Here is a 20822-nt window from a genome sequence, read left to right on the forward strand (position 1 = left end):
TTAACATGACTCAATAATGTAATCAGACGATGAAAACGAACAAGGATATTCTGCCGTTTCAAGGCTTGCTCAATGGCATTGGGCAAGTCTATTTCACACCGTCTATCATGACGTCGACTTTGCTGTTGCTTGCCATTTCTATTGAGTCACTGGCGCTGGCTTTTCTTACCTTACTTGGCGCCAGTTGCAGCTATGCATTAGCTTTCTATGGCTATATGTACACCAACACCAACACCAACACCAACACCAACACCAACACCAACACCAACAAGTCAGTTGACGACATTGATAGTGGAATGTACGCGCTAAATGGCGCTTTGATTGGTTTATTTATCGGTAACTTTTTTGGTGTGACACCATTATTGGCTTTAGTGACTGCGTTAGGTGCATTACTCACGGTGCCGATTGCCCACATCGTATTCAGTTTTGAGAAATATCACGGTTACACTAGCGCCTTTATCCTCACCACTTGGCTGATTTATATTATCCAATCAACCTTTGAGCTGTCAGCGTTTTCTGCACCTGATTCCGCACTGATGCCACTCATCAGTATTGAGGCTAACTCGTGGTTCAACCTGCCGACAGTGGTGATCCCGTTGTTAAAAGGGATAAGCCAAGTCAGCTTCATCGAAAATGCGTTGTCGGGGCTCGTTATCTTAGTCGCCATCGCACTCAACAATATCAAGCATGCCATTTGGGTTATGCTCGCAGTAATAATTAGCACCGTATTTAGCGGGTTGATTGGCGCTTCTAACGAACTGGTAGCCCAAGGTCTTTACGGGTACAACGCCATTCTTGCCACTTTAGCACTTGTGCCCTATCCGCGAATCCGTTGGCCGTTAATCCTATTAGGCATGCTGTTAAGCTGTCTCATCACACTTGGTTTTCATGAACTGTCACTGTTACCACTCACCGCCCCTTTCATTTTGAGTACTTGGGGGATGGTTTACTTGTCCAGCCTGATCCATAAACGAACCATAAGTTAGCTCTGAATAGTTACAGGCCAGTTTTTAGGCGCTCAACATATTGCTTGGGTGTCAAACCTCGATGTTTCTTAAACATCCGATTAAAGCTCGCGACATTGGTATAGCCGAGCCTCGTCGCGACTTTATCTATTGGCACTGAATACATCAACAACTCCACCGCCACATTACTTAACGCATAGCCCATAATGGTAGAAAAGTTGATGCCTAAGTTATGCAATCGACGTTGAAATTGCTGTTCAGATAACCCAAGCAAACTCGACACTTTATGCAGTGTTGGCAGGCCGAAATGGCGACTGTAATTGATCATCTCATAGGTCACCTTATGCTCATCCGCGGCATCAGGCATGTTGAGGTAATTATCTAAGTCATGAAAGTTCATTGCCAAGCTCATCTTGCCGCTAGAAGGGGCTTGATTGCTCGATAACCTCGACTGGCTTGGTATCCAGATTTCAGTTCGTGGCTGGCCCCACTGAATATTGCACCCAAAATACTCTTGATAGAGTTGAGTGTTCTCGCGATAACCTGCGATAGAGACGGCTGCGGGAGTAAAGTCGTCTCCCAAGTAACGCCTTAATATCTTCATCATAAAGATGGCAACTCGAATTGAGTCATGAACTTTACCCACCTCAGTATAAGCAGGATTGTCGTAGCACCATTTGATGAAATTACCGACTTGAGCGCCATATAGAAAAGCCCCGGACTGCAAACAGTGCAACCCGATGTTAACTCGGCGTATAGACGACGCCAGATCGTGCCCCGAGAAAAACCAGTTAGAGAGAGGACCTAGCCTTTCAATATCCACTCTATCAGCCAGCTTCAAGATAATATCGGAATCACCGGTTTGTTGTTCAAGTAAGCCATACCATTTGTCCACTTCACTTACGGGGATAAGGTTCATCGGGTTATTAAACACCGATTTAGGAATACCTAATTGCTCAGTATTCACAGCCTTATTAGTCGTTGCGTATTGGTAAATACCCAAAATACCCAATGCTCTTAAGAAGTTACAATTGTTCATTAGCCACCATACTTAGAAGTCACTATTACAGATCAAATCATAATGACATCATTATTAAAGTAATTGGTAAATTATCAACTTCTAAATCTGATATCAATAACACTCGGTGCTCAATTTAACCTAGGGTATATCAATGAGTTTAGTTAGTGTCCCATTTGTCGGAACCGGCGCAGATACCGCACTACACGTAGTTGCAGGCGTAGTGTTAGTCGCAACCATCGCTGCTGCATGTTACGGCTTCTGGCGTGTGCATGAATTACCAATCAACAAGGCTCACAGTAAAGAGCATCAACAACTCGGTTTGATCACCGCATTAACATGGATTGGTTTTGTATGGCACTGGGTATGGGTACTAGCAGTAATTTTGGCCTTCGTTGATATGGAAAAAGCCATCATCAATCTAAGAGACACATGGAAGTCACCGACCACAACCAAGGAGCAAACAACTTCCGACAAGCAAGATGAGGAGAGCCAAACATGTTAGAAGGCTTGGCAATTTGGGCACTGTTCATTTACTTACTCAGACTTGTTGGTATGCCTTGGAACAAAGGCACCAAGGCGTTTGCGTACCTAGGGGGTACATCTTGGTTGCTGTTTGTATGGGTTGGCCTACTCAATTTTACTCCGATGGATCTATCGGGAGGCTCAGTGGTTCAGTCTCCACATATTCAGCTGCGTCCCGATTCAACTAATGTGTCGGGAAAAACTTCCAAAGTCCACATCGACCCAAACCAGGATGTGACTGAAGGACAGCTAATTTACGAAATTGATGACACTAAATATGTCATCGCAAGAGACAAAGCCAGCGTTCAACTTGAGTCTGCAGAGGTCGCTTTAGACACAGCTCGTCAAGAAGTGAGCATTGCAAAAGTCAGCTATCAATCGGCGCTTGAAGACATCAAAGCTTCAGTCGCACAAATAGATTCGGCTAAAACAGACTTAGTACTGCAGTCAAAGACGCTTGATCGTTACCAGAAGCAAAACAAAGTGGTAGAACATACGATCACTGAAACTGACATCGACCAACAAACAGCAAAGGTAGACTTAGCGACGTATAACGTTACGACATTGGAATCTCAGCTTAGCAAGAAAGAAGTCGATGCCGAGAATGCGAAGTTGAACATCCACAAAGCTGAAACCAATGTGAGCAAGAAGCAAACTGAGGTCGATTCAGCAAAGGCAACACTGGCACAAGCACAATGGGACTTGAACAGCACCAAAGTCACGGCACCGACTGACGGCTTTGTAACGAACTTTATTCTTCGTGAAGGTCAGCGTGTTTCAATGATGCCTCGTATCCAGATGTATACCGAAGAGAAGTACGTGCTGATGCGAGTTAACCACCAAGCGATTCGTAATATTAAGGTCGGTCAACCTGCGGAATTTGCGACAGCGGTATACCCAGGAAAAGTGTTCTCTGCAACCGTAGAAGGCATTGTAGAAGCCACTGGTGAAGCGCAAGCAAGTTTGCTGGGTATCGATGAGCAGGTTCGTGTTACCACAGGCAAAAACCTTCAGAACAAGCACCACTTTGTTCGTTTAAAAATTGATGAGGCAGAGGGTTACGATATTCCTGTTGGCTCTGTCGGATTAGCGTGGGTAAGCGGTGAGAAGCCTATCAGCTTTATGGCGTTCCTAGACGTAATACGCGGGATCATCATTAGAATGAAGTCTCAACTGTACTTCTTCTACTCCATCTAATACTTCCTATTGGTGAAACAATACCCAAGCCCGTGCGCTCTTAGATCGCACGGGCTTTTTGTTTATTTCACCATTCGTCGCCAGAAAGAACACAAACCCGAAAAACGAATAAACACTCTAAAGTTGCAAATCGCAATTGCATTTTGCAATTGGGTATTTCAAAAACGCAAATTAAACGCTCAAATACGCACCAGATTGCTATAAAACTGCCGTTTTACGTGGTTTTAAAAGTTGGCACACTAACTGCAATGTATATATTGACCCTTCTTAAGCCGAGGGTCACCTAGCCAACTGACGTTGTTAGTGAACCTATTCTTGTTCACAAAATATATAGGCCAATTGCGATTATTGCGATTGGCTATTTTTTTGCCTGCAGTTTGGCCAACCGCCCTCTTTTTCGATACAGACACCCATTCAGACGTATAATAATAAGCATTCATAGCCAACCAAGAACAGCAGATAACCAACGCATTATAGAAAACGTTTTCTATTTGTTTTTTTTAAATAAAGACAGAAAATAACCCTATGTTTTACAAGATAATTACTGCAATAACTGGTTTTTATGGGCAATTATTGACAAAATTAGCATTGACTATGTGATTTATATCACCATAATGCGCAAGTTTGCCTGCAATACGGCGACCGTTAATTTTAATTTTGATCATTTGCGGAGGTAAAAAATGGCTGCTGATAATAACTACAGTCTAGGGCCGGTTCCTACATCGGCTAGGAAAGGAGTCGCTTCACTCACCATGGTAATGCTTGGACTCACTTTCTTCTCTGCAAGTATGTGGACAGGTGGTTCACTCGGGACAGGTCTTTCATTCAACGATTTCTTCCTCGCCGTTCTCATCGGTAACCTAATCCTCGGTATTTACACTTCTTTTCTTGGCTACATCGGCTCATCTACTGGCCTCTCTACTCACCTACTAGCTCGTTTCTCTTTCGGTACAAAAGGCTCATGGCTTCCTTCTGCTTTACTTGGTGGTACACAAGTCGGTTGGTTTGGTGTGGGTGTTGCGATGTTTGCTATTCCAGTACAAAAAGCAACGGGCATTGATACCAACACCTTGATTATCGTATCTGGCTTATTGATGACGGGTACAGTGTACTTCGGCATTAAAGCGCTAATGGTGCTTTCAGCGATTGCAGTGCCTGCAATTGCGATTCTGGGTGGTTACTCAGTACTGATTGCGGTAGACAGTGTTGGTGGACTAGAGCAACTGCAACTTATTAAACCAGAGACGCCAATGGACTTTTCAATGGCTCTTGCAATGGTTGTAGGTTCGTTCGTAAGTGCGGGTACGTTAACGGCCGATTTCGTTCGCTTTGGTAAAAAGCCAGCAAGCGCAGTATTAATTACTATGGTTGCGTTCTTCATCGGTAACTCGCTGATGTTTATCTTCGGCGCAGCAGGAGCAGCAGCAACCGGTCAGGCTGATATTTCAGATGTGATGATCGCGCAAGGTCTGCTGCTTCCAGCCATCATCGTGCTAGGCTTGAATATCTGGACAACCAATGAAAATGCACTTTATGCATCCGGTTTGGGTTTATCTAACATCACTGGTCGCTCAAGTACTACAATGTCAATCATTAACGGCATTATCGGTACGATTTTCGCACTTTGGTTATACAACAACTTCGTTGGTTGGTTAACCTTCCTTTCGCTGGCGATTCCACCAATTGGTGGCGTAATCATCGCCGACTTCTTCGCGAACCGTAAACGTTACAAAGATTTTGCAAATGCAGAGTTCCAAACCGTTAACTGGGCTGGCATTATCGCGGTAGCAACAGGCGTAGCCGCTGGTCACTTCCTACCTGGCGTTGTTCCTTTGAACGCAGTGTTAGGTGGTGCAATCAGTTACCTCGTGCTTAATCCTCTATTGAACAAAAAAGCTCTGAAATCTCAGGCCGCTTAAGGACACACTATGACAACCTTATTAATCAAGAACGCGAAACTTCAAGACCAAGAAGGCTTGAAACAGATTCTGATTGAAAATGGTCAATTTTCTCGCATTCTCGATAATGGCGCGCAAATCAATCATCAAGGCGACATCCTTGATGCTGAAGGTGGCATTGCAGTTACTCCTTTCTGTGAACCGCACATCCACCTAGATACTACTCAAACTGCTGGTGAGCCTAACTGGAACATCTCTGGCACTTTGTTTGAAGGTATTGAGCGTTGGGCTGAGCGCAAAGAACTGCTATCAATCGAAGACGTAAAGTCTCGTGCCAAGCAAACACTGAAATGGCAGATAGCTAACGGTGTTCAACACGTTCGTACACACGTTGATGTGTCTGACCCAACACTCGTTGCGTTAAGAGCGATGGTTGAAGTTCGTGAAGAGATGAAAGAGTGGGTCGACATCCAGATCGTTGCATTCCCTCAAGAAGGTATTCTTTCATACCCTAACGGCAAAGAGTTGCTTGAAGAAGCAGTGAAGATCGGCGCTGACGTTATCGGTGCTATCCCTCACTTCGAATTCACTCGTGAATACGGGGTTGAATCTTTGCATTATGTGTTCGAGCTTGCACGCAAGTACGACTGTCTGATCGACGTTCACTGTGATGAAATCGACGACGAACAGTCTCGCTTTGTGGAAACATTAGCAGCCCTTGCTCATAAGTTTGAAATGGGCGAGAAAGTAACTGCTAGCCACACCACTGCAATGGGTTCGTACAACAGTGCTTACACATCTCGCCTGTTCCGTCTATTGAAGATGTCAGGTATCAACTTCGTGGCAAACCCGCTAGTGAACATTCACTTACAGGGCCGTTTCGACGATTACCCGAAACGCCGCGGTGTAACGCGCGTTAAAGAGATGCTAGCAGCAGACATCAACGTTTGTTTTGGCCACGATGATGTGTTTGACCCATGGTACCCACTGGGCACAGCGAACATGCTTCAAGTTCTGCACATGGGACTGCATGTAACACAGGTTATGGGCTACGACCAAATCAACAACTCACTTGATTTGATCAGCAAGAACTCTGCTCGCACATTGAACATTCAAGACAACTTCGGTATCGAAGAAGGTAAGCCAGGTAGCTTGCTGATTCTTCCTGCTGACAATGGCTTTGATGCAGTACGCCGCCAAGTACCAGTGCAGTACTCAATACGCCACGGTAAGGTGATTGCAGAGACTCAACCAGCGAAAACAAAAATAAATTTAGATCAAACTGAAGATATCAACTTTAAGCGTTAATATCGTCTATACTAATGATCAAAAGGAAGCTGAGATGCTTCCTTTTGTTGTGTTGGACGAAGCGACAAAACTATCACTAAATCAGTGTAAATCTTGTACATTCGCACGGTATGACAAAAAAAACACAAATTTCTTAAGCAATGCGTGTACATCTCAAAAGACTGTGTTAACATGCTCTCGCTCTGTTAGCCGGAGTTATTTAAGTTAGATGAATAGTAAAAAATTGACATGTAAAATCGTTACCCGTTTTTGTAAGTAGTTTTTCCTTATTTCTTAGCAATATTAAATAATTCAATTATCAGCGCATTGCATTAAATGCAATCAACAACTTAGAAAATTTATGAATAAGGGACAAATTATGTCTAACACAAATACTGGCACTGTAAAATGGTTTAACGAAGAGAAAGGTTTCGGTTTCATTTCTCAAGACAACGGCGGCGCTGACGTATTCGTACACTTCCGTGCAATCGTTTCTGAAGGCTTCAAAACTCTGAAAGAAGGCCAAAAGGTTTCTTTCGAAGTTGAAAATGGTCAAAAAGGCCTACAAGCAGCAAACGTTGTTGCTCAATAATTAGCTCTTATAGCTAAAAAGAATTTTAAAGCGCTGATTTTTATCGGCGCTTTTTTATGCCTGCTTATAAACATTTCCCCTCTCGATACAGGCTTTCCCCCGTAAACTCTGAACAAATGCAAATCACCAGCCAAGCGTCCTCAACCTAGACTTTCTCAATTAAAGCTCAACGATCAATTTACGTCACTTTTTGTATGCACTTCCCTAGACAACACTTAATTCTCAGTAATCTTTTGATACTAACTCACGCTACGCCGAAAGTTTGATAAGCCCAAATATGGTTAAAGAACAATCCATTAGATTACGCTTATGAATACGCAATCGATATTCATAATAAAAATGAGTTATTTATCCAACCCTCATCCACTAATCATATAATTTTTAAAGCAAAGACCTTCGAAATCCGCTAACCTTGTTCGCAAGTGGCTTAGTTGTTTTGGTATCTGCAGTAAAAATAATGAACAAAGACGAATTTCAGAAATCCACCGCAAATCTAAAAAAAGCGGTGCCTCTTATGATGAAGAACAGGGTGTCAACGACACCTGCAAATTACGCACTTTGGTACACCTATGTCGATAACGCTATTCCCCAGCTGACTCAAGACATGGATGGTGTTTTAGAACACTACGGTATTTGTCCTCCTGCCGTTGGTGAGCAGCTATACAACAATTATGTTGCCAGCAAATCCGAAACCAATATCAATGACCTTCGCGCTAATTTGGAACTGTTAGTTTCTGAAGTTTCCAATTCAATGAATGACACCCTGACCGACACCTCCGCTTTTTCTGACATGATCGATAAAAGCTTCGAGGACTTGGCTCGTGTTGATAATGAAAGCCTATCTATTGATGAAGTCATGTCCTTAGTTCGACAGCTGGTGTCTGAATCCCGTCATATTCGTCACTCTACTCAGTTTTTAAACTCTCAGCTAAACTCTGCAACCTCAGAGATCACCAAGCTAAAAACCCAGTTAGTAGAAGTTCAGAAAGATGCGCTTTTCGATAGTACAACCACACTCTATAACCGTCGCTCTTTCGACCGTGACATAGAAACCCTGTGTGAAGCACAACAATCTTTGTGTCTGATTCTTCTCGATATCGACCACTTTAAAAATTTCAACGACACCTATGGCCACTTGTTTGGCGATATGGTGCTTAAAGCGATCGCTCGCAAGCTGAAGTTAAGTTGCCGTGAAGGTATTTCTGCCTATCGATTTGGTGGTGAAGAGTTCGCGCTGATTGTGCCTAACAAGTCTTTGCGTATTGCTCGTCAACTCGCTGATACCAATCGTCGCTCTCTAGAAAAGCTGTCGATTAAAGATCGCCGCAGTGGTCAACAAGTCGGCAGTATCACTGCATCGTTTGGTGTCGCTGAACTTGAACCCGGCGAATCAGCTCAATCGCTGATTGAACGTGCTGATAAGCTACTTTATGAAGCGAAATCACTTGGCCGTAACCGAGTCATGCCTTTGTAAAACACACCAACAATGCTCTTATCGACATATTAGTCGGCTCGTATTGAGACTAGAAAGCCCCAAAGTTCATTATCTTCGGGGCTTTTTTTCTTTAGTTGTATAAATTACTTTAGCTAACTAGGATTCACCGTTAGATCTGGAAGCAATAATTCAAGCAGTAGTCTTCACCACTCTTTGCTCTGAACTCTTTATCTTCACTGCATGCCTTTGGTTTACCCTTTGCGTCACCTTGAATCAAACTGATCCAGTGGCGCATCGCTGCAATGGTCTCTTCACGCATTGTGGTTGTTGCTTCCATTGGTGATTGGCCAAACGTGGTGCATGATTCCAACTGAATATCATCAATTTCTACTAGCTCAATACAACCTGTCCCTTTGTGGCAACCAAACATCACCTCTAGGTGGCTGCCACTGCCATCTCGAAACAAGATAGAGTCTGGGTCGTTCTTCTCACCCATGTACGCTACAAACTGCTTAGGGTGCTTCAGACCGCTGTGCTGACCGTCTTTAAAGTAAGCCATAATATGGCGGTAATCGACTACGTAGCTGGTTACGTCTTGATGTGAGCCATTCTCTAGTGGGAATAGTCGATCAAGCAGCTGCTTTGCTTTCACTTGCTTTTCAGTTTGCTGATTAGCATTGATTGTCTCCACGGCAAAGACAGCTTCAGCGATAAATGGCTTTGATTGTTTTTGGATTTCTGTTTTATCGAATGTAAGCATATTCATAGTCTTTCCCTCTTGACCAGTCCGGTGATAACCACCGATTTCTACAGCAAAAATGTGTCCTAGAGCAATTATTCCAAACTAACGTTTAATTTATTTGTCATTTTGTGAATTGCTTAGTTTGTAGATTAGCGCTTTTTTACATACAATTTCACAACAAAAATTTTACAATGTGAATTTTACAAATATGGCCTTGTCAAAAAGTTTAGTTCGTCAGTCACATTTCCTAGGTACGAAAATACGTAACCTAAGAAAACGTAACCATTTAACGATGGAAGACCTGTCTGCGCGTTGTATTAGAATCGACCCAGAATGTGCTCCTTCCGTTTCTTACCTTTCAATGATTGAACGTGGAAAGCGGGTTCCGAGCATCGATATGCTGGAAGTGATTGCACAGGTCTTTCAGAAGAATCCGACGTGGTTCCTCGACGACGAATCTGAACAACAAGCCATTGCTCCTGATAAGGGGAATCGTGGTGGGATAAGTGGCATGGCGCTCGAGCCGAGCTTCCTATTCTCAAACGACATCCTGCAAATTGCGATTCCTGAGATGCTGTCACAAACGGGCATTTCAGGCCGCCAGTTTGCGCACCTCTTGATTCGAGCACACCAAGAGAGCAACCAGAACCACTTCCCTGACCTTGAGCGCGCTGCGGAAGAAGTAGGCTTAAAACGTCTTAACCTCAGCGTAGAAGACCTGATAGACATCGCTAGAAGCCTAGGAATCAACATCCGCTGGGTGACGCGCACGCCGCAAGACGTCGTCGATGAGCTCGGAATTAACGCTAAGCAGTTAGTGACCTCCTTCTTTGAGCCTCCCGGTACTATCTTCTTAAACGAGATTCTTAAAGAGTATCCAACTCGTCTGAAATACGACCTTTCGGTTTATATCGGTCATTGCATTCTGCACAGCAAAGAAGGCCTAAAGAGTGTGTTGTCGGTCGGTAACAACAACACGTGGGACGACAACCAGGTATCAGGCTCTTCACAGCTCAACTCCCAAGATATTCTTCAAGCATGGCGAGACTTTGAATCCAGCTTCTTTGCTGGCGCACTTCTGTGCCCGAAAGTCCCGTTTAGGCAGCTACTTGACCGCACTGGTTACGAAATCGACGTTCACAAAAGAGCAGGGGTTTCCCCCTCTGTTGCGATGCGTCGAATGACTGTAGTATCGCCCTACCCTCACTGGCACTACTTTGATGCTTATGGGCCGGGGAAACTCAAGGCGGTATATCGCGGGAACGGGATTCCGCTACCTTGGGGAAATATGAGAACGGTCGCTGACCCATGTCAACATTGGGCTGTGTTCCGTCGATTATCAGAACCTCGAGCGGGAAGCTCGGCTCAAATCTCCATTTTGAACGTGGGTGATGAGCCAAGAATCTACTGCTGTGAATCCATCAATATGACGGATCCTGCGGGTAACAATCGTGTGTTGTGTGCTGGTATAGATCTCAACCCTGCGATTGATGCTCAAGGCGGTAATTCAAGAGACATAGCAGAGCAGCTTAAAGCGTCATGCGTTAACAATGGTGGCTCTGTGGCAATTCCGCGTAACATCAAGAAAGATCTCACGACAATAGCCAAGATTCTAAATATAAATTGGATTGAACGTGGGATTGAGACAGAGGCGAGGCTTATCTGCTCCAGAGGTGGAGAATGCCCACGCCAGCCAAGCTGTTACTCGAAGTGTGGTGAGTAAAAAGTAATAACAAAAAATAGAACCTAAAATTCAGGCAAAAAAAAACCAATCACAATAAGGGTGATTGGTCATATATTTTGTGTGAACAAAAAAGGTTCACTAACAACGTCAGTTGGCTAGGTGACCCTCGGCTTAAGAAGGGTCACCATTACTAATGCAGCATGCGTGCCAACTTTTAAAACACGTATTTACTACGCATCTGGACACGTATTGGCCGGATATCCTTGTTTGTTTTGCAAACTGGAATTGCAAATTGCAAAATTCAACAAAAACGCTAGTGATTATGTTGTTATTAATAAATCATTAAAGATTCATTACCCTTCCCAAAAATGCCATATTTCCCTTAGATTCAATCACTTTAAACAGCAATAAACCTCTCCCTAGGTTACTCAACATAAACGGCTACTCAACATCAACAATACCCCAAACAGCGCCCATAAAAAAACGCGAACATTGAGATTCAATATTCGCGCTTATTCGATTTCTATGACAGAAAGAACTTAACCCACCAGACGCCTTTTTATAAAGCGACTCCTGTTCATTGCTCTTTCAATATCTCAGAAAAGATTACTTCTGAGGAGCTGGCTTAGAACGGCTTCGAGACGGTTTGTTTGTCGAAGGTTTGTTGCTTGTCGGCTTATTTGACGACTTGCTTGGGCCGTAGCTACCGCCGTAACCAGACTTCTTAGGTTTGCCTGCAGGTTTACCCGCGTTATTTGGCTTACCAGTACCGTTAGATTTACCCGCGCTGCTAGGTTTGCTCAGAGTACTCTGAGAACCCGCGTTATTTGCAGCAGGTTTATTGCCCGCACTACCGCGCTTAAAGTTGCTACCGTTGTTTCTTACTGATTTATCTTCAGCTGTCGCGGCTGAGTTGTTTTCAGCCGGCTTCTTTCCAGACGTTGGCTTACGTTTTGGCGCTGAGCCATTGCCAGCTACATGACGCTTGTTCTTACCTGCTGGCTTGTGCCCGCGAGCGTTATCACCAGAACGTTGACCATCGGCATGCTCACGTGGCTGTTTTGCTTTCTTCGGCTTCTTAGGCTTGATTGGACGTGAATCCAAGCGAGACTCAGGCAACTTGTTTACTGGAGAGAAACCTTCCAGTTCACGACGCTCTAGCACTTGTTGAATCAGGCGTTCAATACCGAACAATTCACCCACTTCATCCGCACAAACCAATGAAATCGCTTTACCTACTTCACCAGCACGGCCAGTACGACCGATACGGTGTACATAGTCTTCTGATACATGAGGAAGATCGAAGTTAACTACTTGAGGCAGTTGTGGGATATCGATACCACGAGCAGCGATATCAGTTGCAACAAGTACTCGTACCTTACCTGTTTTGAAGTTCTCTAAGGCTTTAGTACGTGCACCTTGGCTCTTGTTACCATGGATAGGTGCAGCAGTGATGTCTTGCTCTTCAAGGAAGCGAGCAAGCTTGTTCGCACCGTGTTTCGTCTTGCTGAACACCAACACTTGTTGCCAATCGTTATCTTTGATTAGCTTCGCTAGCATTGCGCTCTTTTTCTTTTTGTCTACTGGGTAGATGCTTTGCTCAACCGTTTTTGCCGTCGAGTTTGCAGGGCTTACTGAAATCTCAACAGGATTGTTCACTAAGCCTTTCGCTAAGCTGCGGATATCATCAGAGAACGTCGCTGAGAACAGTAGGTTCTGACGCTTCTTAGGCAAGAAAGCTAAGATCTTACGAATATCGCGGATGAAACCCATGTCTAGCATGCGGTCCGCTTCATCTAGCACTAGGATTTCTAGTTGGTCAAAACGCACTGCATTTTGGTTGTATAGGTCAAGTAGACGACCAGGTGTTGCCACCAACACGTCACTACCTTTACGCAGTTTTTGCATCTGAGGGTTAATCTTCACACCACCAAACACTACCGTCGAAGTCAGCGGTAAGTTAATACCGTACTTCACTACGCTGCCATTCACTTGCGCAGCAAGCTCACGAGTTGGCGTTAGCACGAGCGCACGAACTTGGTTCTGACGTACGCGAGTACCTTTCGATAACATTTCAAGAATAGGTAGCGTGAAGCCTGCAGTTTTACCTGTACCTGTTTGAGCAGCGGCCATAACATCTTTGCCCGTTAGGACAGCTGGCACGGCTTTCTCTTGTATTGGTGATGGCTTATCGTAACCTTGTGCTTCAATAGCTTTAAGGATCGGTTCAGAAAGGCCAAGGGAGGTAAAACTCATAGATTATTTTCTCAGTTGAATAACATTTAGTATGAGCAACACGTTAAAAAGTGCGTTGCTTCAGCTTTTGCTCATCAAATACATTGATACGGAGCAAAGCGCGGTATTCTGAGGCTTTTCCCCCCATTCAGCAACTAAATTCTAATCGCAGCTAAAATTCAACCTAGATAACTTGTCGCTTCTGTTCGTACATTTTTTCATCAGCGGCTTTCAAGAGCGCATCGACATCATTGTAGTTACTATTGTGAATAACCCAACCCACACTGATTCTGAGATAAATAGAGTGCGCTTCGTACACAACTGGCGCCGAGCATATCGCCTTTCGTAGTTTAGTCACGATTGAAGATACGTGTTGATCATCGATGATGCGTGGCAACAAGACCAAGAACTCATCACCGCCTATCCTTGCAACGATATCTGAAACACGCAGCTCACTTCTTATGCGGTTAGCACACTCGATCAATACCTGATCGCCTGCCGCGTGACCATAAGTGTCGTTGATTGCTTTAAACCCATCGAGGTCGATATTTACAACAGCAAAGGTTCTCGCTCTCTGTTTTTGAGTGGTTTTGAAGGCCTGTTTGAGGCTGTACATGAAGTATCGACGATTCGGTAACATCGTTAGCTCATCATGCATAGAGCGGCTATCTGCAATCCGGTACAGACGATAAATAGTAAAGAAGGCAAACGCCAACACTAATATAATGGCGTAGCCTACCAGCCTTACCGCTTGGATTCGATACCAAGGCTCATCCATCAATACATGTTCGTTACCGGAGAGAGCAAGGTACCAACCCCCGTATGGGAAACTCACCTGTTCAGTGGCGAACGCATTATCGAACACATCCTGAGTGCCATAAAAGACAGCGCCATCTTTCCCTGAACTGTTTGCACCACGAATTGCTAATTCATACTTGTTCTCTATCTTGCCGATTCCAACATCTTCAAACAGCTCATCTAAACCGATAACAGCACTGGAGACACCCCAATAATCTTGATTGAAAGGCGGGTCTCGGAAGATCGGAGTGCGTGCAATGAGGGCTTGTCCACCTTGAAACAGCTCAAAAGGACCGGCAATAAAGGTGTTGCCAAGATTACGGGCTATCTCAACAGACTCCCATTGATTTGGGTGATCACGATAATTAATACCGAGAATCTGCTCATTACCTTCCATCGGGTAAACAAAATTTAGAATGTCGTCTTTGGCGAGTCCGATAAGTCGAATATGGAAGCCATCTTGAATGATATTCTCTGCAATCTTATCCCAATTTTTTACCTCTCCATCGGGGTTGATGGTCACTAAGGTCGAGAAATTATTGAGGATATACATATCTGACACGATCGCGGCTTCAATCCGAGAACGAATAATGGATAGTTGCTTTTTTGCCTCTGAATACGATTCGTTTTTAAGAAAAGTTAATTGCTTGGCATGAAAGAACTCAATTGCGCTTACTATCGCAAGAAAAAAAAGAAAAGCTACTACTCTGGCAGACCACTGCTTGCTAGAACCACTTGGCATTTACGAACCTCTAACACTATTGTTCTATATACTGCCTTATAACGGCTCATTTCTGGCTTATTGCTCCAGTATGCCGCTAAGTCATTAAAAATCCATACTAACGTCGACTATCTATCAAATATTGGGTGATCCATCACTTCAAACTTCTTTACTAAACGAATGGTTTAATCAAAAAGGGTTAGTGAACCTTATAAAGCTTACATTGTATTGACTCAACGCTTACATTAAAGGATTCATCAATGTTATTTTACATAGACTAATAATCAGCTTGGTACCTCACGACATGAAGTTAAAAACTATCACACTGTGTACATTGCTATCAGCCTCGGTTGCCGTTCACGCACAAGAAAACGTTCAAGCGCCAACCGCAGTGAACGTTCAATCCCAAGCAGATTCGCTCAATTCTCAAGAACAATCTTTCAAGCAATCTGCAGACCTAATTCGCACCACCTACGAAAGCCAGCTTTACACCCTGCCTGCATTCAAAGAAGGTCACTACGGGCTGCGCATGTATCGTCAAACATTAGACGATAAGTATTCAGCGGCGGTGTGGAGCGACATGGCTCGAGTGGCAAGCAAGCTCAGCACCCTGTCGAATGACGTTCAAACCATGGAACAAATCGTACTCTACTCAGAGAAGCGAGTTGCATCTTATATTGGTGATAACGATGAGCGCAGTATTCGACGCTACAACATCACCAAGCACATGCCTGAATACCTTTACCTTGGTGTTGACCTCCTAGGCTCTATGGCTCGTGCTAATGAATACGGTTTAGAGCACAAGAACGATGCTAAGCTGCGTGAGATCATTCGTCGCTATGACTTTTCACGATACGTGACCAACGAAGATATGGTGAAAGCGTGGGCGGCTCAACTCGCCAATCAAGTCTACTGGCTGCGCCAACTGGGTGAACAAGATGTCGTTGATGAGTTTGTCGAAACCTTCAAAAAAGCGTACCCAGACGATGAAGATAAGAAGCTTTCAAGTCAGCAATTTGGCAACAAACTCTACGGCATGACACACGTCATCTTTGGCGATTCCGAGTACTATCAGCATCAAGTGAGCGAGCAAGATCATCAATGGATCTACGATTACTTCAGAGAAAACATCGATACGATTCTGTTGCGTGCGAAAGAAGATGTGATTGCTGAGGTTGGATTGACCTTCTTACTGGCAGGTTTAGAAGATGACCCAGTTCTAGAGAAAACTCGACTCGCGATTCAAGCTTCTATCGATGAGAAACAAGGCATGATCCCTTCTATCACTGGTGATTTTGATCTTGAGTACGGTGAACACCGCAATGTGCTAGCAATCATGCTACTCGATTGGCAGCAAGTGAATGAAGCGCCGACCTATGAAGGCAACCCTAAGGTATTTACTAACATCCCTTACGGACTTATTAAAAACCAACCACCGAAGAACTAGCAGCATACCTAGCCTAGGTTGGTCATAGAACCCAAAAAGCCGCATACCTTTCAAGGCTGCGGCTTTTTGCTGTTTACTACGTCAGTACTCGTATCAAAAGTTGTTAATATCAAAACCTGCGTAAAGATAAAAACAAAGACGACATCAAGCTCCTGACACGGCTTTGTTCATCACTATCGTAAAATCCCCTTCTGCGTAGCCCTCCGTTAAAGAGACATCATCGCAGAGCGTTTTACAGAAACGATAGACACCTTGAGGGTGATAACTCATCAAGGTATTACGCGAAGGATACTGGCTTGAGTTGAGAAGATTAAAAATCACCGTCTGATTCGCCAGTTCATACATGCGAGTAATCATGTTTGTCAGATAATCAGAATCACGAGAGATGTAGTTCAGTGAACCACTAGCGATGACAATGTCGTGCGCCTCAAGGTTCATTTTGCTCATATCACCCGCCAAAAACTGACAACGATCTTCTGTGTAGTTTTGCTTCGCCTTCTTAAGAAAGCCTGCGTGTTGGTCAACGCCGGTATAAGATTGAATACGATAGATGCTGTCGAGCAGTTCAAACAGCTCGCCATAGCCGCAACCCAAATCTAAAACACTCTTCTTTTCGAAGTCCGCCGCACGAGCGATTACTTCAAAGCGACACAATTGACTCTCTTCGCTAGTCCAACCTAAAGCTTTAGCCTTGTCGCCATTCGAGCGGTTAGTTTGTTTCCGATGATAGCGATACACCTTCCAACGATCGAGCCAGTGCATTCAAATCAGCCCTACTTCAATGAACATCAGCACACCTTGATAAGATTAAGCTTTAGAACTTGAAGAAAAGAGCCCACCGATTTTATAACCGATCGCATAGCAAACCACGGCGACAGTAACAAACACCAATGCCGAGAAGAAATACGCTACAGACGCTGCGACACCAGCCCCCCACACCACGCTGAACACCAAACCGAGATAAGCCTCTTTTGGCCACTGGTAGATAGGAAACTGAGCGCCGCCAGCAATTAGGTAAACCATCGCAAACAAGCCAATGAAGGTAACAATAAGACCGATGAGAACGCGAATGTTCATGGAGAGACCCTTGATTAATTTAGCTTGGTTGCCATTGTTCCTAATCGAAAGCGGATATGCTTAGTCGGAACCGAATATTCTCAATCGAAATCGAATGTTCTTAATCGAAGCCGAATGTTATTAATCGCAACCTGATGATATTCAAGTATATCGGATAAAAGGAACTGGCTCTATTACTCTTCCGAGTGAGCTTTTACTCACGATAGACAAATCACAGTCGACGGCCAAAACCTGATTTCGCCTGATTAACAGGCACAAAAAAGCGGACACCCTCCTTACGTTAACTCCGTAAGTAAAGTGTCCGCTTTAACTGAATATAGCTTAAAGCAGGATGAAAATACCCGCTAAGCATGCACTCATTAGGTTTGCTAGCGTACCAGCAGCTACAGCTTTCAAACCTAAGTTTGCAACTTCAGCACGGCGCTCTGGTGCCATAACACCGATTGAACCTAACTGAATCGCGATAGAACCAATGTTAGCAAAGCCACATAGAGCAAAAGTCACGATCACTTGGCTGTGTTCAGATAACAGAGCTTTGTTCTCAACGAAGTCGATGAAAGCAACAAACTCGTTCATAACGATCTTCTGACCGATGTAAGAACCCGCCATCAATACTTCGTCACTTGGGATACCGATCAGCCATGCAAGAGGCGAGAACAGGTAACCAAAGATAGCTTGTAGCGTAATACCCGCAAAACCGAACGTTTCACCTAGGCTTTCTAGGCCAGTGTTGACCATCGCAATCACACTCACGAATGCAACCAACATAGTACCAACCGCTACCGCAACCTTCATACCGTTCATCGCGCCGCTTGCCAATGCATCAATCACGTTGCTTTGGTCAGCTTTATCTAGCTCAATGTGGTCGTAATCACTTGGTGTGCTGCGCTCAGGAACAATGATCTTCGCCATTAACAGACTGCCCGGAGCCGCCATAAAGCTTGCAGCGATAAGGTATTTAAGCTCAACACCAAGGCCAGCATAACCACCAAGTACACTACCCGCTACCGACGCCATACCACCTGCCATTACAGCAAACAGTTCCGAACGAGTCATAGACTTTAAAAAGGGACGAATAAGAAGAGGAGACTCACCCTGAGAAAGGAAGATATTACCTGTAGCAACCAGAGATTCAGCTTTACTTGTACCCAGCAGTTTTTGCACCGCTCCGCCCAAGATTTGAATCACTTTCTGCATAACGCCTAAATAATAGAGCGCAGAGATCAAAGCACTGAAGAAGATAATGATTGGAAGTACGCGAACCGCGAAAATGAAGCCTTCAGTAGCAAGGTCACCGAAAAGGAATGCGATACCAACGTCTGCAAAACCAAGCAAACTCGAAACGCCATTGCTTAGGCTTGTTAACGCCAGTTGTCCCCAAGGGAAATACAATACTAAGGCTGCAAAACCGATTTGAAGTAATAGTGCACGAGAGACCGTTTTCCAGTTAATTGAAGAACGACTTTCAGATAACAGGTACGCGCAAGCAATCAGTGCAAGAACACCGACAAAACCAAATAGAATATTCATAATGTGTCCTAGTAATCCTTAAAGAGTGAACATGAGCCAAGCAAATGACATCAAAGGAACAGGACAAAGAACCGCAAGCAAAACGCTACGCGATGAAGGAGCTAACAGGGTTAGCGAATGTAACAACGAGTTGTTCATGTAAAAAATCACCTTATACAAGCAGTGGAACGTAGCTGGTCCGGTCCGTGGGGTCATTCACATATCCATGTGACGGCTTGTATTGGCTAAGCACCGGCTTAAAACCGGAAGAGAAGTATAAACAGTTAAGTGAGACTTTCATCACATTTTTTAACGCAAACGATCGCGCGGTCATAAAGCGTACAAATCGAACTACTTCTCGCAATAATTCATTTTCCCAGCAAGAAATAATGCAAAAAAAAACATCATTAAAACAAAAAGCCACAGAGTGTGGCTTTTTCAAAATATGAGATCAAAGTGGGAATAACTAGTTTAGCAGGGCACTTTTCACTTCAGCATCTCGGAATATCTCTTCAAAACGCTGTTTGTAGATCAGTTGCATCTCATTGATGATTGCACCACCATCAGGTACATCATTCTCGCCTTGGAAATTTTTGCTGAGTAGCTTATTACCAGCTTCATCATAGATAATCACATTAACGTTGTACCAAGAGTTATCCGTAAATGCGTGGAAGTCATACTTCCACTCATTCAAGACAAACATCATCGATTTGTTGTCGAATGCTTTCATCTGCTCAGCAACCTTGGTGATATCCTCTTCAGGCGTCGTCTCAACCGACTCAACAGCTACTTGCTGTTTTTTCAAGCCTGCGACCAATCTGTCAGTCAAAAATTGAGACATTGGCTGCTGTGTCGCCGTGTTGTAGGTATAAGGAATACCTAACGAACTGCGAATAATTCCCTCAAATTTTGGCTCTTTATCATGATCGAGAACGTATGGTCTCTTATCGATTACAGCGACGGTCAACGCTTTTTCCTGTGGAACTTCATTGAGTTGAGGCGCACTTTGTTCTGCTGTTAATACCGTTGCACAACCAGAAAGCCCTAACGATACTGCAGCGAGCAGTAAACTGACGAGTTTTTTCATAGATTTACCTATCTTATTGTTTTGAATAGGCTGTTCTAACAAAAATCGACTTAATGAGTAAACATTCATAAAATCAATATTTTACATAATTGTTATTTATATAAATTCGCTCACACATCGGGTTAAATTTATTGAGTCATCAGTCAATAACAAGGGTTTGTAACGGAACGTTATGAAATGAACAGATTATGTTCAAGCTATCAAGCAAAAGCACAAGGACATCGGCGCGTACTATGTTCTGGCACCAAAAATTGCGATGCCTCATGCTCGCCCTGAAGATGGTGTGAACGAAGCATCACTGCAAGTAACGGTATTCAAAAAGGGTGTTGATTTAGAGTCAGAAGACAACGGTGACGTTTACCTTTCGATTACTCTGGCAGCGATGGACTCAGATAGCCACATCCATACGATTATGGCGCTATCAGAGTTGTTCCAAAATGATAATGACATTGATGCCATCATCGCAGCGGAAACTGAGCAAGCGATCATCGAGATCTTAAAGCGATACTAATCTCGATCTAAAAATCCTGATAAGCCCCCATTAAAAAAAGCGATAGCCTCGGCTATCGCTTTTCTGTTTCTGGTGTTTAGTCATTTCGACCGAG

General features: G+C 44.0%; 17 protein-coding genes and 1 pseudogene. 10 read left to right on the plus strand and 8 right to left on the minus strand.

The window, feature by feature from the left end:
- Positions 1-29: 29 nt before the first annotated feature.
- A complete protein-coding gene (locus tag AB6D93_RS09935; protein ID WP_372135143.1) occupies positions 30-986 on the plus strand; it encodes an urea transporter in 957 nt (318 codons plus the stop codon).
- A 10-nt stretch (positions 987-996) separates the two neighbouring features.
- Here AB6D93_RS09935 and AB6D93_RS09940 read toward each other — a convergent pair whose 3' ends face one another.
- Positions 997-2004: an AraC family transcriptional regulator gene (locus tag AB6D93_RS09940; protein ID WP_017061786.1), complete on the minus strand. Its 1008-nt coding sequence runs from the start codon at positions 2002-2004 to the stop codon at positions 997-999.
- Between the two features lie 133 nt (positions 2005-2137).
- Here AB6D93_RS09940 and AB6D93_RS09945 point away from each other — a divergent pair, with 133 nt between their 5' ends.
- From AB6D93_RS09945 to AB6D93_RS09970, 6 genes are all read left to right on the plus strand, one after another.
- Positions 2138-2488 carry an MFS transporter gene (locus tag AB6D93_RS09945; protein WP_017066493.1) on the plus strand — a complete coding sequence of 117 codons (351 nt, stop codon included), beginning with the start codon at positions 2138-2140 and terminating at the stop codon, positions 2486-2488.
- On the plus strand, positions 2482-3705 hold the full coding sequence (locus AB6D93_RS09950; protein WP_017066494.1) for an HlyD family secretion protein: 1224 nt from the start codon (positions 2482-2484) through the stop codon (positions 3703-3705). The genes AB6D93_RS09945 and AB6D93_RS09950 overlap by 7 nt, the downstream gene beginning before the upstream one ends.
- 680 nt (positions 3706-4385) lie before the next feature.
- The gene (gene codB, locus AB6D93_RS09955) at positions 4386-5624 is read left to right on the plus strand and encodes a cytosine permease (RefSeq protein ID WP_065585003.1); all 1239 of its coding nucleotides are present in this window, start codon (positions 4386-4388) and stop codon (positions 5622-5624) included.
- Between the two features lie 9 nt (positions 5625-5633).
- A complete protein-coding gene (locus tag AB6D93_RS09960; RefSeq protein ID WP_102332003.1) occupies positions 5634-6911 on the plus strand; it encodes a cytosine deaminase in 1278 nt (425 codons plus the stop codon).
- A gap of 358 nt (positions 6912-7269) precedes the next feature.
- Positions 7270-7482: a cold-shock protein gene (locus AB6D93_RS09965; RefSeq protein ID WP_004740083.1), complete on the plus strand. Its 213-nt coding sequence runs from the start codon at positions 7270-7272 to the stop codon at positions 7480-7482.
- A 457-nt stretch (positions 7483-7939) separates the two neighbouring features.
- Positions 7940-8956 carry a GGDEF domain-containing protein gene (locus AB6D93_RS09970; RefSeq protein ID WP_017060611.1) on the plus strand — a complete coding sequence of 339 codons (1017 nt, stop codon included), beginning with the start codon at positions 7940-7942 and terminating at the stop codon, positions 8954-8956.
- Positions 8957-9086: 130 nt separating this feature from the next.
- Here the strand turns inward: AB6D93_RS09970 and AB6D93_RS09975 are convergent, their stop codons facing one another.
- A complete protein-coding gene (locus AB6D93_RS09975) occupies positions 9087-9683 on the minus strand; it encodes a malate synthase (protein ID WP_017060610.1) in 597 nt (198 codons plus the stop codon).
- Positions 9684-9852: 169 nt separating this feature from the next.
- Between AB6D93_RS09975 and AB6D93_RS09980 the strand changes: the two genes are divergently transcribed.
- Positions 9853-11382, plus strand: a complete 1530-nt coding sequence (locus tag AB6D93_RS09980) for a DUF3612 domain-containing protein (RefSeq protein WP_081090203.1) — start codon at positions 9853-9855, stop codon at positions 11380-11382.
- A gap of 567 nt (positions 11383-11949) precedes the next feature.
- Here the strand turns inward: AB6D93_RS09980 and AB6D93_RS09985 are convergent.
- Together AB6D93_RS09985 and AB6D93_RS09990 are read right to left on the minus strand one after the other, a co-directional pair.
- A complete protein-coding gene (locus tag AB6D93_RS09985) occupies positions 11950-13599 on the minus strand; it encodes a DEAD/DEAH box helicase (RefSeq protein WP_102332002.1) in 1650 nt (549 codons plus the stop codon).
- A gap of 163 nt (positions 13600-13762) precedes the next feature.
- Positions 13763-15118: a diguanylate cyclase gene (locus tag AB6D93_RS09990; RefSeq protein WP_102332001.1), complete on the minus strand. Its 1356-nt coding sequence runs from the start codon at positions 15116-15118 to the stop codon at positions 13763-13765.
- Positions 15119-15401: 283 nt separating this feature from the next.
- Between AB6D93_RS09990 and AB6D93_RS09995 the strand changes: the two genes are divergently transcribed.
- Positions 15402-16544, plus strand: a complete 1143-nt coding sequence (locus tag AB6D93_RS09995) for a DUF3541 domain-containing protein (RefSeq protein ID WP_017064867.1) — start codon at positions 15402-15404, stop codon at positions 16542-16544.
- A gap of 144 nt (positions 16545-16688) precedes the next feature.
- Here AB6D93_RS09995 and AB6D93_RS10000 read toward each other — a convergent pair whose 3' ends face one another.
- From AB6D93_RS10000 to AB6D93_RS10015, 4 genes are all read right to left on the minus strand, one after another.
- The gene (locus tag AB6D93_RS10000) at positions 16689-17306 is read right to left on the minus strand and encodes a class I SAM-dependent methyltransferase (protein WP_017064868.1); all 618 of its coding nucleotides are present in this window, start codon (positions 17304-17306) and stop codon (positions 16689-16691) included.
- Positions 17307-17351: 45 nt separating this feature from the next.
- Positions 17352-17621 carry a hypothetical protein gene (locus AB6D93_RS10005; protein ID WP_017064869.1) on the minus strand — a complete coding sequence of 90 codons (270 nt, stop codon included), beginning with the start codon at positions 17619-17621 and terminating at the stop codon, positions 17352-17354.
- A 321-nt stretch (positions 17622-17942) separates the two neighbouring features.
- Positions 17943-19151, minus strand: a complete 1209-nt coding sequence (locus tag AB6D93_RS10010; RefSeq protein ID WP_017060598.1) for a NupC/NupG family nucleoside CNT transporter — start codon at positions 19149-19151, stop codon at positions 17943-17945.
- Positions 19152-19596: 445 nt separating this feature from the next.
- A complete protein-coding gene (locus tag AB6D93_RS10015; RefSeq protein WP_017060596.1) occupies positions 19597-20217 on the minus strand; it encodes a hypothetical protein in 621 nt (206 codons plus the stop codon).
- 187 nt (positions 20218-20404) lie between these two features.
- On the opposite strand from AB6D93_RS10015, the pseudogene AB6D93_RS10020 reads away from it, so the two are divergent.
- Positions 20405-20728: pseudogene (locus tag AB6D93_RS10020) on the plus strand (PTS sugar transporter subunit IIA); the annotation flags it as partial.
- Between the last annotated feature and the right edge of the window lie 94 nt (positions 20729-20822).

Origin of the sequence: Vibrio sp. 10N.247.310.23 (assembly GCF_041467155.1) — a bacterium.
In the GTDB taxonomy this organism is placed as follows: domain Bacteria; phylum Pseudomonadota; class Gammaproteobacteria; order Enterobacterales; family Vibrionaceae; genus Vibrio; species Vibrio crassostreae_C.

What these genes read in the sequence shown, in the direction of transcription:
- AB6D93_RS09935 (WP_372135143.1), top strand. Translation starts at nt 30, where the DNA reads ATGAAAACGAACAAGGATATTCTGCCGTTTCAAGGCTTGCTCAATGGC.
- AB6D93_RS09940 (WP_017061786.1), bottom strand. Translation starts at nt 2,004, where the DNA reads ATGAACAATTGTAACTTCTTAAGAGCATTGGGTATTTTGGGTATTTAC.
- AB6D93_RS09945 (WP_017066493.1), top strand. Translation starts at nt 2,138, where the DNA reads ATGAGTTTAGTTAGTGTCCCATTTGTCGGAACCGGCGCAGATACCGCA.
- AB6D93_RS09950 (WP_017066494.1), top strand. Translation starts at nt 2,482, where the DNA reads ATGTTAGAAGGCTTGGCAATTTGGGCACTGTTCATTTACTTACTCAGA.
- codB (WP_065585003.1), top strand. Translation starts at nt 4,386, where the DNA reads ATGGCTGCTGATAATAACTACAGTCTAGGGCCGGTTCCTACATCGGCT.
- AB6D93_RS09960 (WP_102332003.1), top strand. Translation starts at nt 5,634, where the DNA reads ATGACAACCTTATTAATCAAGAACGCGAAACTTCAAGACCAAGAAGGC.
- AB6D93_RS09965 (WP_004740083.1), top strand. Translation starts at nt 7,270, where the DNA reads ATGTCTAACACAAATACTGGCACTGTAAAATGGTTTAACGAAGAGAAA.
- AB6D93_RS09970 (WP_017060611.1), top strand. Translation starts at nt 7,940, where the DNA reads ATGAACAAAGACGAATTTCAGAAATCCACCGCAAATCTAAAAAAAGCG.
- AB6D93_RS09975 (WP_017060610.1), bottom strand. Translation starts at nt 9,683, where the DNA reads ATGAATATGCTTACATTCGATAAAACAGAAATCCAAAAACAATCAAAG.
- AB6D93_RS09985 (WP_102332002.1), bottom strand. Translation starts at nt 13,599, where the DNA reads ATGAGTTTTACCTCCCTTGGCCTTTCTGAACCGATCCTTAAAGCTATT.
- AB6D93_RS09990 (WP_102332001.1), bottom strand. Translation starts at nt 15,118, where the DNA reads ATGCCAAGTGGTTCTAGCAAGCAGTGGTCTGCCAGAGTAGTAGCTTTT.
- AB6D93_RS09995 (WP_017064867.1), top strand. Translation starts at nt 15,402, where the DNA reads ATGAAGTTAAAAACTATCACACTGTGTACATTGCTATCAGCCTCGGTT.
- AB6D93_RS10000 (WP_017064868.1), bottom strand. Translation starts at nt 17,306, where the DNA reads ATGCACTGGCTCGATCGTTGGAAGGTGTATCGCTATCATCGGAAACAA.
- AB6D93_RS10005 (WP_017064869.1), bottom strand. Translation starts at nt 17,621, where the DNA reads ATGAACATTCGCGTTCTCATCGGTCTTATTGTTACCTTCATTGGCTTG.
- AB6D93_RS10010 (WP_017060598.1), bottom strand. Translation starts at nt 19,151, where the DNA reads ATGAATATTCTATTTGGTTTTGTCGGTGTTCTTGCACTGATTGCTTGC.
- AB6D93_RS10015 (WP_017060596.1), bottom strand. Translation starts at nt 20,217, where the DNA reads ATGAAAAAACTCGTCAGTTTACTGCTCGCTGCAGTATCGTTAGGGCTT.